Origin of the sequence: Streptomyces oceani (assembly GCF_001751245.1) — a bacterium.
Classification (GTDB): Bacteria; Actinomycetota; Actinomycetes; order Streptomycetales; family Streptomycetaceae; genus Streptomyces; species Streptomyces oceani.
Map to the genome: position 1 here is coordinate 62,210 of NZ_LJGU01000123.1, position 16,673 is coordinate 78,882.

Annotated in this window: 14 protein-coding genes; 5 read left to right on the forward strand and 9 right to left on the reverse strand. The window is 71.6% G+C overall.

What is annotated here, in order from left to right; translation table 11 throughout:
- Nucleotides 1–20: 20 nt before the first annotated feature.
- The 6 genes from AN216_RS13085 to AN216_RS13110 are packed head-to-tail and all read right to left on the reverse strand — an operon-like array spanning nt 21 to nt 5,440.
- A complete protein-coding gene (locus tag AN216_RS13085; RefSeq protein WP_070196845.1) occupies nt 21–1,280 on the reverse strand; it encodes a cytochrome P450 family protein in 1,260 nt (419 codons plus the stop codon).
- On the reverse strand, nt 1,270–2,547 hold the full coding sequence (locus AN216_RS13090) for a cytochrome P450 (protein WP_070196846.1): 1,278 nt from the start codon (nt 2,545–2,547) through the stop codon (nt 1,270–1,272). The genes AN216_RS13085 and AN216_RS13090 overlap by 11 nt, the downstream gene beginning before the upstream one ends.
- A complete protein-coding gene (locus AN216_RS13095) occupies nt 2,544–3,134 on the reverse strand; it encodes a GTP-binding protein (protein ID WP_070196847.1) in 591 nt (196 codons plus the stop codon). Before AN216_RS13095 ends, AN216_RS13090 begins: the two co-directional genes overlap by 4 nt.
- Nucleotides 3,115–3,465: a DUF742 domain-containing protein gene (locus AN216_RS13100; protein ID WP_070196848.1), complete on the reverse strand. Its 351-nt coding sequence runs from the start codon at nt 3,463–3,465 to the stop codon at nt 3,115–3,117. The genes AN216_RS13095 and AN216_RS13100 overlap by 20 nt, the downstream gene beginning before the upstream one ends.
- Nucleotides 3,462–3,866 (reverse strand): roadblock/LC7 domain-containing protein, encoded by a 405-nt coding sequence (locus AN216_RS13105; protein ID WP_244502443.1) that lies wholly within the window; start codon nt 3,864–3,866, stop codon nt 3,462–3,464. The genes AN216_RS13100 and AN216_RS13105 overlap by 4 nt, the downstream gene beginning before the upstream one ends.
- Nucleotides 3,863–5,440, reverse strand: coding sequence for an ATP-binding protein (locus AN216_RS13110; RefSeq protein ID WP_070196849.1), 1,578 nt, complete (start codon nt 5,438–5,440; stop codon nt 3,863–3,865). The genes AN216_RS13105 and AN216_RS13110 overlap by 4 nt, the downstream gene beginning before the upstream one ends.
- A 718-nt stretch (nt 5,441–6,158) precedes the next feature.
- On the opposite strand from AN216_RS13110, the gene AN216_RS13115 reads away from it, so the two are divergent.
- Both AN216_RS13115 and hglS read left to right on the forward strand, forming a co-directional pair.
- Nucleotides 6,159–7,307 (forward strand): Glu/Leu/Phe/Val family dehydrogenase, encoded by a 1,149-nt coding sequence (locus AN216_RS13115; protein ID WP_070196850.1) that lies wholly within the window; start codon nt 6,159–6,161, stop codon nt 7,305–7,307.
- Between the two features lie 35 nt (nt 7,308–7,342).
- A complete protein-coding gene (gene hglS, locus AN216_RS13120; RefSeq protein WP_070196851.1) occupies nt 7,343–8,755 on the forward strand; it encodes a 2-oxoadipate dioxygenase/decarboxylase in 1,413 nt (470 codons plus the stop codon).
- Between the two features lie 87 nt (nt 8,756–8,842).
- Here hglS and AN216_RS13125 read toward each other — a convergent pair whose 3' ends face one another.
- The 3 genes from AN216_RS13125 to AN216_RS13135 all read right to left on the reverse strand — a co-directional run bounded on the left by AN216_RS13125 (nt 8,843) and on the right by AN216_RS13135 (nt 11,909).
- The gene (locus AN216_RS13125) at nt 8,843–9,760 is read right to left on the reverse strand and encodes a LysR family transcriptional regulator (RefSeq protein ID WP_070196852.1); all 918 of its coding nucleotides are present in this window, start codon (nt 9,758–9,760) and stop codon (nt 8,843–8,845) included.
- A 70-nt stretch (nt 9,761–9,830) separates the two neighbouring features.
- Nucleotides 9,831–11,162, reverse strand: coding sequence for an MFS transporter (locus AN216_RS13130; protein ID WP_070196853.1), 1,332 nt, complete (start codon nt 11,160–11,162; stop codon nt 9,831–9,833).
- A 108-nt stretch (nt 11,163–11,270) separates the two neighbouring features.
- Entirely contained in the window at nt 11,271–11,909 is a 639-nt protein-coding gene (locus tag AN216_RS13135; protein WP_070196854.1) for a GntR family transcriptional regulator, read from the reverse strand.
- Between the two features lie 167 nt (nt 11,910–12,076).
- Here AN216_RS13135 and AN216_RS13140 point away from each other — a divergent pair, with 167 nt between their 5' ends.
- The 3 genes from AN216_RS13140 to AN216_RS13150 all read left to right on the forward strand — a co-directional run.
- Nucleotides 12,077–14,170, forward strand: a complete 2,094-nt coding sequence (locus AN216_RS13140) for a hydantoinase/oxoprolinase family protein (RefSeq protein ID WP_070196855.1) — start codon at nt 12,077–12,079, stop codon at nt 14,168–14,170.
- Nucleotides 14,167–15,903, forward strand: a complete 1,737-nt coding sequence (locus AN216_RS13145) for a hydantoinase B/oxoprolinase family protein (RefSeq protein ID WP_070196856.1) — start codon at nt 14,167–14,169, stop codon at nt 15,901–15,903. Before AN216_RS13140 ends, AN216_RS13145 begins: the two co-directional genes overlap by 4 nt.
- A gap of 89 nt (nt 15,904–15,992) precedes the next feature.
- Nucleotides 15,993–16,673, forward strand: a 681-nt coding sequence (locus AN216_RS13150; RefSeq protein ID WP_070196857.1) for an adenosylcobinamide amidohydrolase, incomplete at its 3' end; no start/stop codon positions are given.

The window sequence follows — 16,673 nt, forward strand, 5'->3', positions numbered from 1 at the left end:
ACACGGGATCCGCCGTCGTCCTACGCGTCGTCGCCACCCAGGGTGACCGGCAGCTTCGCGACGCTGTTGCTGACGAACGACGGCTGTGCCGTCAGCTCCGCCTCCGGCACGCCCAGCGCCAGCTCGGGGAAGCGGTCGAACAGCGCCGGCAGGGCCACCTCGGCCTCCAGCCGGGCCACCCCGGCGCCGATGCAGAAGTGCGGGCCGTGCCCGAAGGAGAGGTGCCGTATCGACTCCCGGCTGATGTCGAACTCCCCGGCGTCCGGGCCGTACTGCTCGGGGTCCCGGCCGGCCGCCACGTACGAGGCGAGCAGCGCCTCACCCTTCGGAATCGTCACCTCGCCGACGGTGATGTCCTCGGTGGCGTACCGCATCGGGAAGTGCGCGACCGGGGAGTTCCAGCGCAGCGTCTCCTCGATGACCGCGCCCCACGGGCGCTCCCCGGACCGTACGGCGGCGAGTTGCTCGGGGTGGGTGAGCAGGGCTCGGACGGCGTTGGTGATGAGGTTGAGGGTGGTGCCGTGGCCGGCGATGAGCATCAGGGTCAGGGTGCCGGTGAGTTCGGCCTCGGTGAGCCGGTCGCCGTCCTCCCGTACGTCGATCAGCGCGCTGGTGAGGTCCTCGCCCGGAGCGGCGCGCTTGCTCGCGACGAGGTCGGTGAGCAGGGCGTACAGCTTGCGTCCGGTCTCCAGGGTCTCCTCGGGGGAGGTGGTGCTGCTGATGAGGCTCGCGGACAGGTGGCGGAACTCGTCGAACCGCTCGCTTGGTACGCCCAGCAGTTGGCCGATCATGCGCATCGGCAGTGGGTAGGCGAAGTGCCGGCGCAGGTCCACCGGGCCGGGCGCGTGGGTGGCCAGCGAGTCCAGCAGGGAGTCCACGCTGGCCTCGATGTCCGGCCGCATCGCCGCGACCCGGCGGGGGGTGAACGCCTTGGTCACCAGGGTGCGCAGCCGGCGGTGGTCGTCGCCGTCGGCGGTGGTCATGCCCGGGTTGGTCACGAAGTCGATGAGTGGCCAGCCATCCGGCACGGTGCCGTCCGTCAGGGCGCTCCAGTGCTCCGAGTTCTTGGCGACACGCGGGTCCTCCAGCAGTTCGCGCAGCACCTGGTGCCGGGTGGCGACCCAGGCGGGTACGTCGCCGGGCATGGTGATCCGTACCAACGGGCCGATGGCACGCAGCCGTTCGACCTCGCCGTGCAGGTCGGAGGCGGTGGGGTCGAGCGGGACGAGCGGTGCTGCGTGGGTCTGCGGGGTCTGTGCGGCGTGGGTGTCACTGTGCATAGCGCTCTCCGGTGGTGTCGTTCAGCGGCAGGGTGGGGGTGAAGCGCACGGGGAGGCTCTGCAGCGCCCGGGACCACGGCGAGGGTCGGTAGCTCAACTCCTCCGGCGCGACCGTGAGCTGCATGTCGGGCAGCCGGTGGATGAGGGTGTTGACGGCGGTGTGCGCGATCACCCGCGCGGGGTCCCGCGCCGGGCAGGTGTGCGGGCCCGCACCGAAGGCGACGTGCGAGCGGTTGCCCGGCACGATCCGGCCGTCCGGGGGCTGTACGGCGGGGTCGTGGTTCGCCGCCGTCAGCCCTAGGATCAGGACGTCGCCGGAACGGATGTACTGGCCGCCGAAGTTCAGGTCCCGGGTGGCGTACCGACCGGGGAAGTTCTGTACCGGGGTGTCCCGCCACAGCGTCTCGTCCAGGGCGGAGTCGACCGTACGCCGGCCGCCGGTGAGGTTCGCGCGGAAGCGGGCGTCCAGCAGCAGCAGCCGGGCGGTGTTGAGAATCCAGTTCGCGGCGGGGCCGTTCCCGGCGACGATGACCACCATCAGGTGGTGCAGTACCTCCGCCACGGTCAGCTGCGAGGAGTGGTCGAACAGCCAGGACGGCAGGTCGTCGCGCCGGCGCGCGGAACGGTCCTGTACGAGGTCCGTGAAGATCTTCTCCAGCGCCTTGCTGCTGGCCTGCGCCTCCGCTCCGCTGTCCGCCAGGCCCTGCACCCCGGCGATGATTCGCGGCGCCAGCTCGTCCGGCAGCCCGAAGAGGCGGGAGGCCACCCACAGCGGCAGCTGGTGCGCGTACTGCGGGGCCAGGTCGGCGTGGCCGGTGGGGGCGATCTCGTCGATCAGGTTGTTGGCGAGCTGGGTGACCGTACGCCGCAGTTGGTGCTGGTCGATACGGCCGAGGCTGTCGGCGACGGCGGAGGAGAACCGCCGGTGGGTGGGGCCGTCGGTGTGCAGCACGGTCGGGCGGTAGCCCATCATGGGCAGCAGCGGCGAGTCCTTCCGCACCTGCCCCTCACGCAGCGCCCGCCAGTACCGCGAGTCGTGCGAGAAGCACTCCTCGTTGCGGGTGACCTCCAGCAACTCCCGGTAGCCCAGCACCAGCCAGCCCGGCACGCCCGGCTCCAGCTCGATCGGGGCGACCGGGCCGTGCGTACGCCGCATCTCCTCGTACAGCGGGAGCGTGTCGCCGCTGAGGACATCGCCGTACAACGGGGTGCGTCCCTGGTGGGCGGGGCATCCGGAGGGCGGAGCGGAGGGGTTCGGGGAAGTCATCGGGTCGCCTCCGACGCGGTCGTGTACAGGTGGTCGACCAGGGTGATCAGCGCCTGGGCGCTGGAGTACCGGTCACGTGCGTCGCAGATCATCAGGGGGGTCTCCGGCAACAGGTCCAGGGCCGAGCGCAGCGCCTCCGGCGGGTAGTTGGGAGACGAGGGGAAGTTGTTCGCCGCCACGGCGAACGGCACACCCAGGTCCTCGAGATGCCCCAGCACGTCGAAGCTCGCCTCCAGCCGGCGGGTGTCGACGAGCGCCAGCGCGCCCAGCGCGCCGTGCACCAGATGCCGCCACATCGGGAAGAAGCGGGGCTGGCCGGGTGTACCGAAGAGGTACAGCACCCGGCGCGCGTTCAGCGTGATGCGGCCGAAGTCCATCGCCACCGTGGTGGTGGCCTTGCCGCTGACCTCCTCGTCCACGCCGGACCCGGCCTGGGTCATCGACTCCTCGGTACGCAGCGGGACGATCTCGCTCAGGGAGCCGATCAGCGTGGTCTTCCCCACCCCCAGCGGCCCGGCGATCACGATCTTGACGGCCGCGCTCACCGTGTCCGCCACGTAGTGGTCGTCAGAGTTGGCGGAGTCCATCGAGTACCTCTTTCAGCAGCCCCTTGTCAGGCAGGTCAGCTATCGGAACGGGCGGGCGGACCTTGATCAGACCGGCGTCCACCAGGTCGGCGAGCAGCACCTTGACCACCGTGATCGGCTGGCCGAGATGCGCGGCGACCTCGGCCACGGACAGCTGCCGTCGGCAGAGGGACAGGATCTCCGCCGACTCGGGGCTCATACGCGGCTCGGGCGCGCTGCCGGACGCGGCGATCACGAGGGTCTCCAGCGCCAGGTTGTCGAGTGCCGGCACGGACCGGCCACCCGTGATGACGTACGGGCGGACCGGGCCGGACCCCGCCGAACTGGTCACGGGGTGGTCGTCTCCTTACGGGGCGGACTGGTCAGGTGCTCGCCTACCCGGGCCACCAACTGCTGCATCTCCCGCGCCACCAGGCCCGCGTCCACCTGGTCGCTCGTCGACACCGCGAGTGCGGCACCGGGGCCGGCGGCGACCAGGAAGAGGAAACCGCCGTCGAACTCCACCATCACCTGGCGGGTGGTGCTCCCGGTGCCGACCAGCTGTGCCGCCGCCTCGTGTCCGAGGGACTGGAGCCCGGCGCAGACGGCGGATATCCGGTCCGCGTCGTCCTGCGTCACGCTGGCCGAGCGTCCCATCGACAGGCCGTCTCGGGAGATCAGCAGGGCGTGCTGCACCGTCGGTACCCGCACGATGTCGCTCAGCATCCAGTCGAACTTCCCATGCGTGCTCAACGCTGCTCGCCTTCCGTAGCTGCTTGCGGGCCCTGGCTCGCTGCCTGGTCACGGCCCTGCCGGGTACCGGTCTGGAGACTGCTCATCAGCGCCGCCGCCTCGTCGGGAGACCGGGTCGACCTGTTCGCGGGCGGAGCGTCGGCGGGGGCCCAGGTGGGGTTCGGGCCGGTGCCCGGCGCACCGGCGGTCTGGTCGGCGCCCGCCTGACGACGGCTGCGCCGCTGGGGCAGGCCCTCGGCCGAGACCTCGACCGGTGCCGCGGACACCCGGGTGCCGGGCGGGGCCGGTTCGCCGGACGCCGGACGCTGCGGGAGGGGCTCCTCGTGCGCCGGCTGCTGGTGCGCGAGCTGCTGCTGCGCCGGCTGCTGGTGCGCGTGCTGCTGCTGCGCCGGCTGCTGGTGCGCGTGCTGGTGCGTGGGCTGCTGCTGCGCCGGCCGCTGGTGTGCCTCGGACGCGTACGGCGCTTCGCGTACGGCCTCGTGCCGCGGGGCCGGACCCGGGCCGGGCGGAGCCGCGGGCATCCGGGGCGGGGCGGGGGTGATCGGCGCCTGCGGGGCGTCCGCGAGCAGCGCGGAGGGTACGAGCAGCACGGCCCGCACCCCGCCGTACGCCGACGGGGAGTTCAGCCGCACCGAGAAGCCGAACCGGCGGGACAGCCGTCCCACGGCGGCGAAGCCCAGCTTGGGGCTGCCGCCCAGACCGCTCGCCTCGGCCTCCCGGTCCCCACGCAGCCGGACCTCCGCTTCCGCGAGGCCCTGCTCGGTCATGCCGACCCCGCCGTCGTCGATCTCGATGACGGCGCCGCTGTGCACCGGCCGGATCGCGACCAGCACCGCGACCGTGGGTGGCGAGTACCGCACCGCGTTGTCCAGCAGCTCCGCCACCGCGTGGATCAGCGCCTCCACCACAGGCGCCTCGACCGCCAACTCCCGGGCGTCCTGCACCTGCACCCGCTGGTACTCGAGGACGCGGGACTGGGCGCCGCGTACGACGTCCAGCAGCGAGACGGCGGAGGGCCACTGCCGGCCCGGCCAGGCGCCGCAGAGCACCGTCATCGTCTGTGCCTGCCGGGCCAGTTGCGCGGCGGCGTGGTCGGAACGCATCAGGCCCGCCATCAGGTGCGGGTCCTCGGCGCGCTGTTCCAGCTCGTCCAGGTCCTGCTGCTGTGCGAGGGCCATCACCTGGATGCGGTCCGCCATCACCAGGAAGGCCGCACGGGCGGACTCCGCACGGCCGCGTTCGGCCTGTACGGCGACGCTGGCCTGCTCCAGCACCGCGCGATGCTGCTCGGCGAACACCGTGGCGGCGAGGGAGGAGTGACCCACCCCCGGCACCTCGTCGCTCGGCGTGTCACCCAGCAGCGCGGGGAGACGTACGGACACCAGGTGGCCGGTCTCCTCCTCGAGCATCCGCTGATGCGCCGAGAGGCGAAGGTTCTCCTGGGCGGCGGCGTCCCGTTCCTGGCGGGCATGCCGCGCCACACCCCGCGCGTAGAACAGGAGTACCGCGGCCAGCACGGCTGTGGCCAGCAGGGCCACCGCCAGGCTGACGGACACAACCTCCGATGTCGCCATATCTAGAGTCCTCGAGGTCAAAGGGGAAGGGGGTTGGCGACCGCGCGGTCCGTGAGCGAGATGGACCGCACGGAGCGCGCGGAGGACCGCTGCCCGGCGGGCTCACCGGTGCCGTCCGGTTGGAGGGGCAACGACCCGGACGATGCGGGAAGGTGCCGGCCGTTCAGCCCGGGCGTCTGGTTAAGCAGCGGGGCGGTGGCCGCCACGGGCGCTGGCCTCTCGGCCGCCCGTCCTCGAACCGGCGGTGTCCGGCGGACGGCGGGTTCATCGCTCCGCCCCGCCAGCTGAGCCGGAAGGTGACTCAGAGGCTCTGCCCAGGCTGGTGGCCGTACGAGAGGGGTACGTGCTGAGAGAAGTCATCGGCCAAGTCCAGGTAGTCATATCTCCGTTGAGCCCAAGCGCACCATACTCGTCCGCCTGCGCTCAGTAACAGGGTTCGCGGCGACTGAATCCCCTGACCGGACGCCGGATCGCGGGGTTTCGGCCCGTCGGCGTACCGGTACCGACCAGGCTTCGACTGGTTCCTCCGTAAACCACTGGTTTCGGTGTCCGGGGAGGATCGCCGGTATTGCCCGAAGAGCGCGGCAGCGGAGTCCGTCGTGTCGAGCACAAGCGGTCCTTGCGCTCAGCCAAGCGAGCACGATCTCTCGGGCTCTTGGGTCGGGAGGCCGCTGAGCCCACCGTGGAAGCGACATCAGCACCCGCGGAAGGCGCCGACATGACCGAAGGACTGCTCTCGACGATGGACGAATGGGGACCGGAGAAGGTCGTGTGCGTCTCCGACTCCCGCACGGGAATGCGCGGAGTCCTCGTGCTGGACAACACGGCACGTGGCATCGGCAAGGGCGGAACCCGGATGAGCCCCACCCTCGACGTCACCGAGGTGACACGGCTCGCCCGGACGATGACCTGGAAGTGGGCGGCGACCGACCTGTTCCACGGCGGGGCGAAGGCCGGGATTCTCGGTGACCCCGACGCGCCCCAGAAGGAGGAGATGCTCCGCGCCTTCGCCCGTGCCCTGTCCAACGAGGTCCCGCGAGAGTACGTACTCGGGCTCGACATGGGACTCGACGAGCGGGACGCCGCGATCCTGCGGGACGAGCTCGGTGACACCGGAGCCGCCGTCGGTCTGCCCGCCGCGCTGGGCGGCGTGCCGTACGACGAACTGGGCGTCACCGGCTACGGCCTCGCCGAGTCGGTCGACGCCGCCGCGCAGCACATCGGCCGCCCACTGAGCGGTTCCCGCGTCAGTCTCCAGGGCTTCGGCGCGGTCGGGGCGGCCGCCGCGAAACGCCTGACCGAACTGGGGGCGGTCATCGTCGCGCTCTCCACCAGCCACGGCGCCGTGCACGACCCGGACGGCCTGGACATCGCCGAGCTGCTCGAACTGCGCGCCGCGGCCGGGGACGCCTGTGTCGCGCACTACGACGCCGAACTCCTGCCCGTCGGCGTGGAACTCGACGTCCGTACGGACATCCTGGTGCCGGCGGCGCGCGAGGACGCGGTGGACGAGAGGACCGCCCGCGAGACCTCGGCCCACCTCGTCGTGGAGGGCGCGAACCTGCCGACGACCCCCGCCGCCAAGGCGGTCCTGGCCCAACGCGGCGTCGTGCTCGTCCCGGACTTCATCGCGAACGCCGGAGGCGCGGTGGCCGCGGCCTTCGCGATGGACGCGCGCTACTCGCCCTTCCGCCCGCAGCCTCCGCAGATCTTCGACACCCTGTCGGTGAAGCTGCGGGCCAACACGGTCCAGGTGCTGGAGGAGAGCCGAGCACGGGGCCACACCCCGTACGAGACCGCCCTGGCACTCGCCCGGGAGCGTGTGCACAAGGCCATGGCCCTGCGGGGCCGGCTGCCCCGGAACTGACCGCACCGCCCACGACGTACGTAACCGGAGGCCACATGAACACGGTCAACTCCACCGAGCTCCGTGCCCGCTTCGCCCGCAACCTGTCCGCGCTGTACGGAACCGAGGTGCCGGCGTACCGCACGCTGGTGGATGTCTCGGAGCGCGTCAACGCCGACGTCCTGGCGGAGCATGGCAGCACCGCCGAGCGACTGGGCGACCTGAACCGGGTGACGGCCGAGCGGCACGGCGCCATCCGGCTCGGCACGCCGGAGGAACTGCGCCAAGTGGCCCGGGTGTTCGGCGCCGTGGGGATGCACCCCACCGGCTTCTACGACCTGCGGGACGCGAAACCCTCGCCCATCCCGGTCGTCTCGACCGCGTTCCGCCCGATCGAGCCCGGAGAACTGGCCGCCAATCCCTTCCGGGTGTTCACCTCCCTGCTGACACCGGAGGACCGGCGCTTCTTCGACGCCGATCTGGAAGGGCGGCTGAGGAACTTCCTCGAGGCACGCCAGCTCTTCCCGGAGGAACTCCTCGCGCTGGCGGACCGGGCCGAAGCCGAGGGTGGCCTGTCCGAGACGCTGGCCGACCGCTTTCTGGAACTGGCGACACGCTCCTTCGCGCTCTCCGACGAACCGGTGGACCGCGACTGGTACACCACGCTGGAGCGGATCTCGGCGGTGGCCGCCGACATCGGGGGCGTCACCAGCACCCACATCAATCATCTGACCCCGAGGGTCCTGGACATCGACGCGCTCTACCGGCGTATGGAGGGCCACGGCATCGCGATGATCGACCAGATCCAGGGGCCGCCCCGCTGGTCCGGGCCGGACGTGCTGCTGCGCCAGACCTCGTTCCGGGCGCTGGCCGAACCCCGGCGTTTCCGGGAGCCGGACGGTTCGGTGGGCACGGACTCGCTGCGCGTGCGGTTCGGAGAGGTGGAGGCCCGGGGAGTCGCCCTCACCCCCGCCGGGCGAGACCTGTACGACGCCATGGTGGCCGAGGCGGACCATCGGGCGGAGAGCACCGGCATGACACGCCAGGACGCCGCGGCGGCGGTCTGGGAGGAGCGGCTGCCCGGCTCGGAGGACCGGTTGGCCGCCGGTGACCTCGCCTTCTACACCTTCGCCGTGGCGCGGGGGCGGCCCAGGGACGGCACCGAGCCGCCGCGGGACCTCGCCGGGTTGCTCGACGGTGGCTGGATCACCGCGACGCCGGTGGTCTACGAGGACTTCCTGCCCCGCTCGGCGGCGGGGATCTTCTCCTCCAACCTCACCAGCGAGGGCTCGGTGGACAGCGCCCGGGAAGCCGTCGCCCGGGACACGGAATGGCTGTCCGGCGTCCTCGACCGCCCGGTACGGGACCCGATGCGGCTCTACGCCGCGCAGCGTGGTGGCTCGCTGCGCGGCGTGTCCGAGGAACTGGGACTGCCGGACATCCGGCTGGCGGGGGATGATCCCGTCTGACCCTGACCCTGACCCTGACCCTGACCCGTCTGAGGAGGACGGAGGCAGCGCCACTCTCGAGAGTGCTCCGCAGCGTGGCGGGACACGTCAGTCAGCCCGCGGACGGCTCCGGACGCGCGCGGCGGCGGCACGCGCCAGGGCGTCCTCCAGCGGGGCCAGCAGGGGATTCGGGTTCGCCGCCCGTCGTACGGCGACGATCCGACGTCCGACGGGTTCGCCGGACAGACGGCGCGCTCCCGGCCGGGCGGAGTCGGTCACCGCGAGTTCCGGCACCATGGCCACCCCCAGCCCGGTTCGTACGAGCTCCCGCACGACGTCGTAGTCGTTCGTACGGAAGGCCACCCTCGGCTCGAAGCCCGCACCCGCGCACAGCCGGGACAGCGACCGGGCACCCGCGGAACCCTCCCGGCTGGCGATCCAGGTGTCCTCCGCCAGGTCGGCGAGCTCCACCGCTGCCGAGCGGCCCGCCCGGTGCGCGGGCGGCAGCAGCAGGTGCAGGTCCTCCCGCAGCAGTTCGGAGACGGAGAGTTGCGGGGCCCAGCGGCGGGGTACGAGGTCGTACTCGTACACCAGGGCCAGGTCCAGGCTGTCGGCCAGCACCAGAGGCAGCAGCTCGTCCGGCTCGCCCTCCTCCAGGGACACCTCCGCGTCCGGCTGCCGCCGTACGAACCGGGCGAGGGCCCAGGGCACGAGCGAGGCCCCGGCTGTCGCGAAGCTGCCGACCCGCACCAGTCCGTGCTGCCCGGCCGCCAGCGCCTCGGCCTCCCGTTCGAGCGCGGTGAGCGAGTCGAGCAGTTCCCCGCACCGCTCACCCAGTACCCGTGCGGTGCGGGTGGGTTGGATGGTGCGGGCACCGCGCTCGAAGAGGGTGAGTCCGGTCGCGCGCTCCAGCGCGCTGATCTGCTGCGAGACGGCGGAGGCCGTGTAACCCAGCCGCTTCGCCGCGTCGGCGAACGATCCCGTGGCCAGTACCTCACCAAAAGTACGGACATGAGCTGGATTCAACCCAGAACCCTCCAAAAGCCATGAAGATGAGCACAGTGGCCCCCCGGGGACAGGGAAGCGGACGGGAAGGTCAACTCCGCACGCGTCGGGGAGCGGTTTCGGGTGTAGCGAAGACCACCCCGAGGGTGATGGCGGAGGCCGCCATGACGTAGAAGGCGGGAGAGGCGTTCATGTCGGTCCGGGAGACGAGGAAGGTGACGAGGAACGGCGCGGTGCCGCCGAACGCGGAGACCGAGAAGTTGTAGCCCAGCGAGAAGCCGCCGTACCGCACCCGGGTGCTGAACAGCTCGTTCATGGCGGCCAGGGTCGGACCGAGGAAGACGCCGAGGATCAGTCCGAGGCCGGTGTGGGCGACGATCGCGAGCGTGGGGTTCCCCGTGTCCATCAGCAGGAACAGCGGATACGAGAACACCAGGGCCAGGACGCAGGCACCGCCGAGGACCGGTTTCCGGCCGATCCTGTCGGACAACGCGCCCGTCGGCGGGATCATCAGGCACACCAGCGTCATGGACACCACGGAGGAGACCGAGGCCATGCTCGCCGAGTAGCCCAGCGGGCCCTCCTGGTGACTGGGTACGAAGGTGAGGATCACGTAGAGCGCGGCGTTCTGGAACAGGGCGAATCCCGCGGTACGGAGGATTCCGCGCCAGTGGCGCGTGACCGACTCGGTCAGGGGACGCTTGGAGACCTTGCCCTGGCTGCGGAGCTGGGCGAACTCGGGAGTCTCCTCGAGCTTGTTGCGGATGTACAGCCCGATGACCCCCAGCGGCGCGGCCATCAGGAAGGGCACGCGCCACCCCCACTGCTCCATCTCGTCAGCCGTCAGCGAGGTGTTGAGCACCAGCACCACCAGGGAACCGAGCAGGAATCCCAGGATGCAGCCCATCTCGACCCAGCTCACCAGGTAGCCGCGTCGCTTGGCTGGGGCGTACTCGGCCACGAAGGCGGACGCGCCGCCCATCTCGCCGCCGGCGGAGAAGCCCTGCAAGAGCCGCAGGATCACCAGGAGCACCGGCGCCGTCAGACCGATGGAGTGGTACGTGGGCAGCAGCCCGGTGCACAGGGTGGCCGCGGAGACCAGGATGATCACCCAGGCCAGGGTCTTCTGTCGGCCGATGCGGTCGCCGAGCGCTCCGAAGAAGATGCCGCCCAGGGGACGTACGGCGAAGGCCACCCCGAACACCGCGAAGGAGCTGAGCAGCGCCGTGGTGGGGTCGCTGCCGGGGAAGAACACCTGGCCCAGGACGGCGGCGAGGTATCCGTAGACAGCGACGTCGAACCACTCCACGACGCTGCCGATCGTGGCCCCCACCGTCGCGCGACGCAGTGTGTCGGGTGCGGGGCCGGGTGCGTCGGGGGCCGGATCGTTCCCGGCGGAGGTGGGGTTGCGGATGGCACTCACAGGAACTCCCGAGGATACGTACGGGCTGGGGACCGCGTTCCAACAGTGCGCCGACCCTAGGTGTATCGTCTGACGATCCTCAAGAGTCTCGGGGCATCTTTCACGGCGTCAGTCGAGGTACTCCTTCAGGAGGGCCTCCTCGGAGTCGGTGAGATAGGCGTCGAGCAAGGTGGCGGCGTGGTCCGTCTCGCCGGCCCGCAGGGCCTCCGCGATCTCCCTGTTGCGCTCCAGGAAGGCGGCGTGGAAGCGCTGGGTGTCGCCCATGCGCGCGTAGGCGAGCCGGAACTCCGCGAGGACGCCGCTCATCATCGCGCTGAGCCGCTCGCTCCCGGCGAGCGCCACCAGGGCCTCGTGGAAGCGAATGCTGGCGGCGGCCACGGTGTCCCACTCCTGTGCCTCGGCCGCCGCGGTGCCCGCGGACAGCGCCTCGGCCAGCCGTCGCAACCCCGCCGGGGTGAGACTGCGGATGCGCCGTACGGCCGCGCACTCGACGATCCGGCGCACCTCGTAGAGGTCCGCCACATCTCCGCGGGAGAGCTGCCGGACGAAGACGCCCCTGCTCAGCTCGTGCACCAGGAGCCGTTCGCGGATCAGCCGCTGGAACGCCTCCCGCAGGGTGCTGCGGGAGACGCCGTGGAGTTCCCGGAAGGCCTCCTCCGGCAGTCGACTGCCCGGCTTCAGCTCGCCGGAGACGATCTGGCTCCGCAGGGTGTCCGCGACCCTGCTGGCCGTGCCGGTCGAGTCCATCTCAGTTCACCGCCCCCTCCGCGGCCCCGCCGGCGCCGGTGTCGCCGGTGGTCCGTGCTGGTCGTTCGCTCTGTTCCGCACTCTATTATCGTCCGACGATTCGTTGCAGAATCGTCGGACGATCTGTACCGTCCCACTCACCCGCAGCCACCCCCGGAGGAGGTGCCATGACCACGTCCCGTGCGTTGCGTGTCGGGGTCGACATCGGTGGAACGTTCACGGACATGGCGATCCTGGACGACTCCGGGATCGTCGCCGTGGGGAAGACTCTCACCACCCACCAGGAGCCCGCCGCGGCCGTCGAGCACGTCCTGCGCCAGACCCTCCACGAACACCGGCTCGCCGCCAGCGACATCACCAGCGTGGTGCACGGCACCACCCTGGTGACGAACGCGCTCATCGAGCGTCGCGGAGCCCCCACCGCCCTGCTCACCACCGAGGGCTTCCGGGACGTGGTCGAGATGGGCCGCGAGCACCGGTACGAGCTGTACGACCTCGGGCTGGAGCTGCCGCGACCGCTGGTTCCCAGGCACCTGCGATTCGGCGTACGGGAGCGCGTGCTCGCGGACGGCAGCGTGGACACCGCTCTGGACACCACGACGGTGAGGCAACTCGCGGTGGAACTGGCGGACGCCGGCGTCGAGGCCGTGGCCGTGTGCTTCCTGCACAGCCACACCAACAGCGCGCACGAACGGCAGGCCCGGGAGGTCATCGCCGCCGCGGCGCCGCACCTGCGAGTGGCGCTGTCCAGTGAGGTGAACCCGGAGATACGGGAGTTCGAGCGAAGCTCCACCACCGTGGCGAACGTCTACGTACAGCAACTCGTGGAGACGTACCTGGACGACCTGCGCGGCCGGCTGCGGGGCATCGGCCTGCGGAGCGACCCGTTGATCATGCTGTCGAACGGCGGTCTCGCCGCCGTGGACGTCGCGCGCCGGTTCCCGATCCGGATGCTGGAGTCCGGGCCGGCCGGTGGGGCGTTGGGAGCCCTGGCCTTCGGGAGTACCGCCGGCCGGCCCGACCAACTGGCCTTCGACATGGGCGGTACCACCGCCAAGCTCTGCATGATCGAGGGGAGTCGCCCCCTGGTCACCCACACCTTCGAGGTGGACCGGGTGTACCGGTTGCGGCAGGGCTCCGGACTGCCCGTACGGGCTCCGGTCATCGACATGATCGAGATCGGCACCGGCGGCGGTTCGATCGCCCGCGTCGACGCGCTCGGACTGATCACCGTCGGTCCGGACTCGGCCGGTTCCGAGCCGGGGCCGGTGAGTTACGGCCGGGGAGGCCGGCACTGCACCGTCACGGACGCGGACGTCGTCCTGGGGTACCTCGACCCGGACGGTTTCCTCGGGGGCGACATGGTGCTCGACGCCGCCGCGGCCGCGGCCAGCATCGAGGAGGAGATCGCCCGCCCCCTCGGCATCGGCGTGGCCGAGGCGGCCTGGGGGATACACGCGACCGCCAACGAGAGCATGGCGAACGCCGCCCGGGTGCACGCCGTCGAACGCGGCCAGGACCCGGCCCGGGTGCCCCTGTTCGTATCCGGCGGGAACGGTCCGCTGCACGGTCCCGGTGTGGCGGTCGCCCTGCGCAGCCCCGCCGTGGTGGTGCCTCCGGCCGCCGGCGTACTGAGCGCGCTGGGATTCCTGTCCGCTCCCATGTCCATCGACATCGTCCGCTCCAGGCACGCTCCATTGGGCACGGTGTCTCCCGACACGGCGCAGGCGATCTTCGACGAGATGGAGGACGAGGGCGTTCGACTGCTGGACCAGTCGGGCGTCCCCGCGGCCGAGGTCCAGCACGAACGCACCCTGGACATGCGGTTCGTGGGCCAGGGCAGCGAGGTCGAGGTGCCCGTGCCGCCGCTCTCGGGAGGGTGGCGGGAAGACCTCGCGGCCCGCTTCGCCGAGCAGTACCGGCAACGCTTCGGCACCGTCGCCCCGGAGGGCGTCGAGACGGAGATCCTCACCTGGCGGGTCTGTTCACGTGGCCCGGACCCGAGCGCCAGGCTGAGGCTGGCCGGTACGGACACCGCGTCGGACGCCCTGCTCGGCCACCGGGACGCGTACTTCCCTGCCAGCGGCCACATATCCACCGCCGTGTACGACCGCTACCGGCTGGACCCCGGCGCGGTGCTGTCAGGGCCGGCCCTCGTGCGGGAGAAGGAATCCACCCTGGTCGTCCCGCCAGCGGCCCGTTGCACCGTCACCGAGGACAGCAGCATCCTTGTCGAGTTCACCCAGGGAGAACCGCGATGACCCCGACCTCCAGCTCCGAGCAGTCGGTCGACCCGGTGGTGGTCGGCCTGGTGGCGAACCGGCTGCACTCGTTGCTCGACGAACAACAGGCGGCCCTGGTGAACACGGCGTTCAGCCCGGTGGTGCGGGAGTCACTGGACCTGGCCTGCGCGGTGTTCGACAGCCGGGGCCGGATGATCGGGCAGTCCTCCAACGGCACCCCGGGGCACATCAACGCCATGGCCACCGGGATGGAACACATCGTCGCGGAGTACCCGCGCACGGCGTTGGCCGACGGGGACGTGCTGATCACGAACGACCCGTGGATGACCGCGGGCCAGATCAACGACCTCACGGTAGCCACGCCGGTCTTCCTCGAGGGGACGCTCATCGCCTGGTTCGCCAGCTGCTGCCACTCCCCGGACATCGGCGGGCGCATCCTCTCCGCCGCCGCGCACGAGGTCTTCGAGGAGGGCCTACGGCTGCCGATCGTCAAGCTGCGTACCGCCGAAGGGCCGAACGAGACCCTGGAGAGGCTCATCCGCGCCAACGTACGCACTCCCGACGAGACGATGGGCGACATCTACGCCCAGGTCGCGGCCAACCAGGTGGGCGCCCGCAGTCTCGGCGCGATGCTGCGGGAGTTCGGATTGGAGAGTGTCGACGCCGTCGCCGCGGAGATCATGACGCGCTCCGAGAGGGCCCTGCGGGCGGCACTCCGCGAGCTGCGCGACGGGCGGTACGAGTCCCGGATGACCTCCGACGGATTCGACGGCCAGGCGATCGACCTCGCGGTCGCGGTCACCATCGACGGGGACCGGGTCGACGTCGACTACACCGGTTCCTCCCCGCAGTCACCGTACGGCGTGAACGTCGTGCTCAACTACACCAGGGCGTACACCTCCTTCGCGATCAAGGCCGCCCTCGCTCCCGAAGTGCCGCACAACGCGGGCTCGTTCCGCCCCGTACGCGTACGCGCGCCGCGTGGTTCGGTGCTGAACTGCGTCGATCCCGCTCCGGTCGCCTCCCGCCACCTGGTCGGACACTTCCTGCCGAGCCTGCTCTTCGACGCGCTGCGGGACGCGGTCCCCGGTGGGTTGCCGGCGACCAGCTCGGACGCCCTGTGGATGACCGTGTGGCGGGGCGGCGAGACGGGCGAGGCGCACCCCTTCACGCTGACGGTGTTCGGGGCCGGCGGCGTCGGCGGACGTCCGGACAAGGACGGGCTGAACACGACGGGCTTCCCCACCGGTGTGCGGGCCGCGCCCACGGAGGTGCTCGAGACCCTCACCCCCCTCGTCCAGCGCCAGCGTGAGCTGCGGCCCGACTCCGGCGGACCGGGGACGTACCGTGGCGGACTCGGTCAGGTGGTGCGGGTGGGGCGCCGGGGGCGGCACGGATGGTCCGTCAACGCCAACATCGACCGGCTCGACTACCCCGCTCCCGGAGCCGAGGGCGGCCTGCCCGGAGCCCCCGGGGAGTTCACCGACACCGTCTCCGGGGAACCGCTCGCCCGCAAGCAGTTGGTGCGGCTCGACCCGGAGGCGGAGGTCCGGCTGTCGTTCCCGGGCGGCGGCGGATACGGCGCGCCGCGGGCGCGCACGGTCGAGCGGGTCCTCGACGATGTAGTCAACGGCTACGTGAGCATCCGCTCGGCCCGTGAACACTACGGAGTACAGGTCGAGTACGTCGGGGAGCCGACTGCGCTCGTCCGGCCCCCGGAGAACTACCGCATCGTCCGATCGGGCGACTGAGCGGCACACGGCCCCGCCGAGCGACGCGGACGGGTCGGGGTGGGCCGGGGCTCGCGATCCGCTCCGGACGGCGCGCGTTAGGGTGCCGCGTGACCACTGCTTCCCGTACGACGTCCCACGAACCCGCGCTCGGCACCGCCCGGCTGTCCGAGGCCGGACTGCTGGAGCATGTCGAACAGGGCGCCCGTTGGCCGGCGTTGCTCTGGACGCCGGGACCCGGCTGGCGGATGCTGTCCACCGCCGTGCTGGGTGGTGGCTGGGGAGAGCGGCACTGGGTGCTCAACGCGCAGGTGCCACCGGGATACGGGCGTACGGACCCGGCCGACCACCTGGCCGCCATCGCGGCCGGGGCCGGGGCGACCGGCCCCGGGGTGGGCCTGATGACCGCCGCGCACCTGACCGACCGCGGGTGGGCCACCGACGGGGGCGTGCACGCGCTGGTCACGGCCGGGGTCGGGGTGCACGGGTGGGCGGCCGCCCCGACACGGGACGTCGGCGCGGACGCCGCCTCCGACGTCGGCGCGGATATCGGCACGGACGTGGGCCCGCGTGCCGGGGCGGGCTATCACGCGGGGACCGTCAACATCGTGTTCGCGCTGCCCGTGCCGCTGAGCCCGTCCGCTCTGGTGAACGCCGTCACCACCGCTACGGAGGCCAAGGTCCAGGCCTTGCGGGACGCCGGATACGATGCCTCCGGCACGCCGACGGACGCGGTCTGCGCCGCCGCTCCGGACGCCGGGCGCGGCCGGTCGGAGGATCCCTTCGCCGGT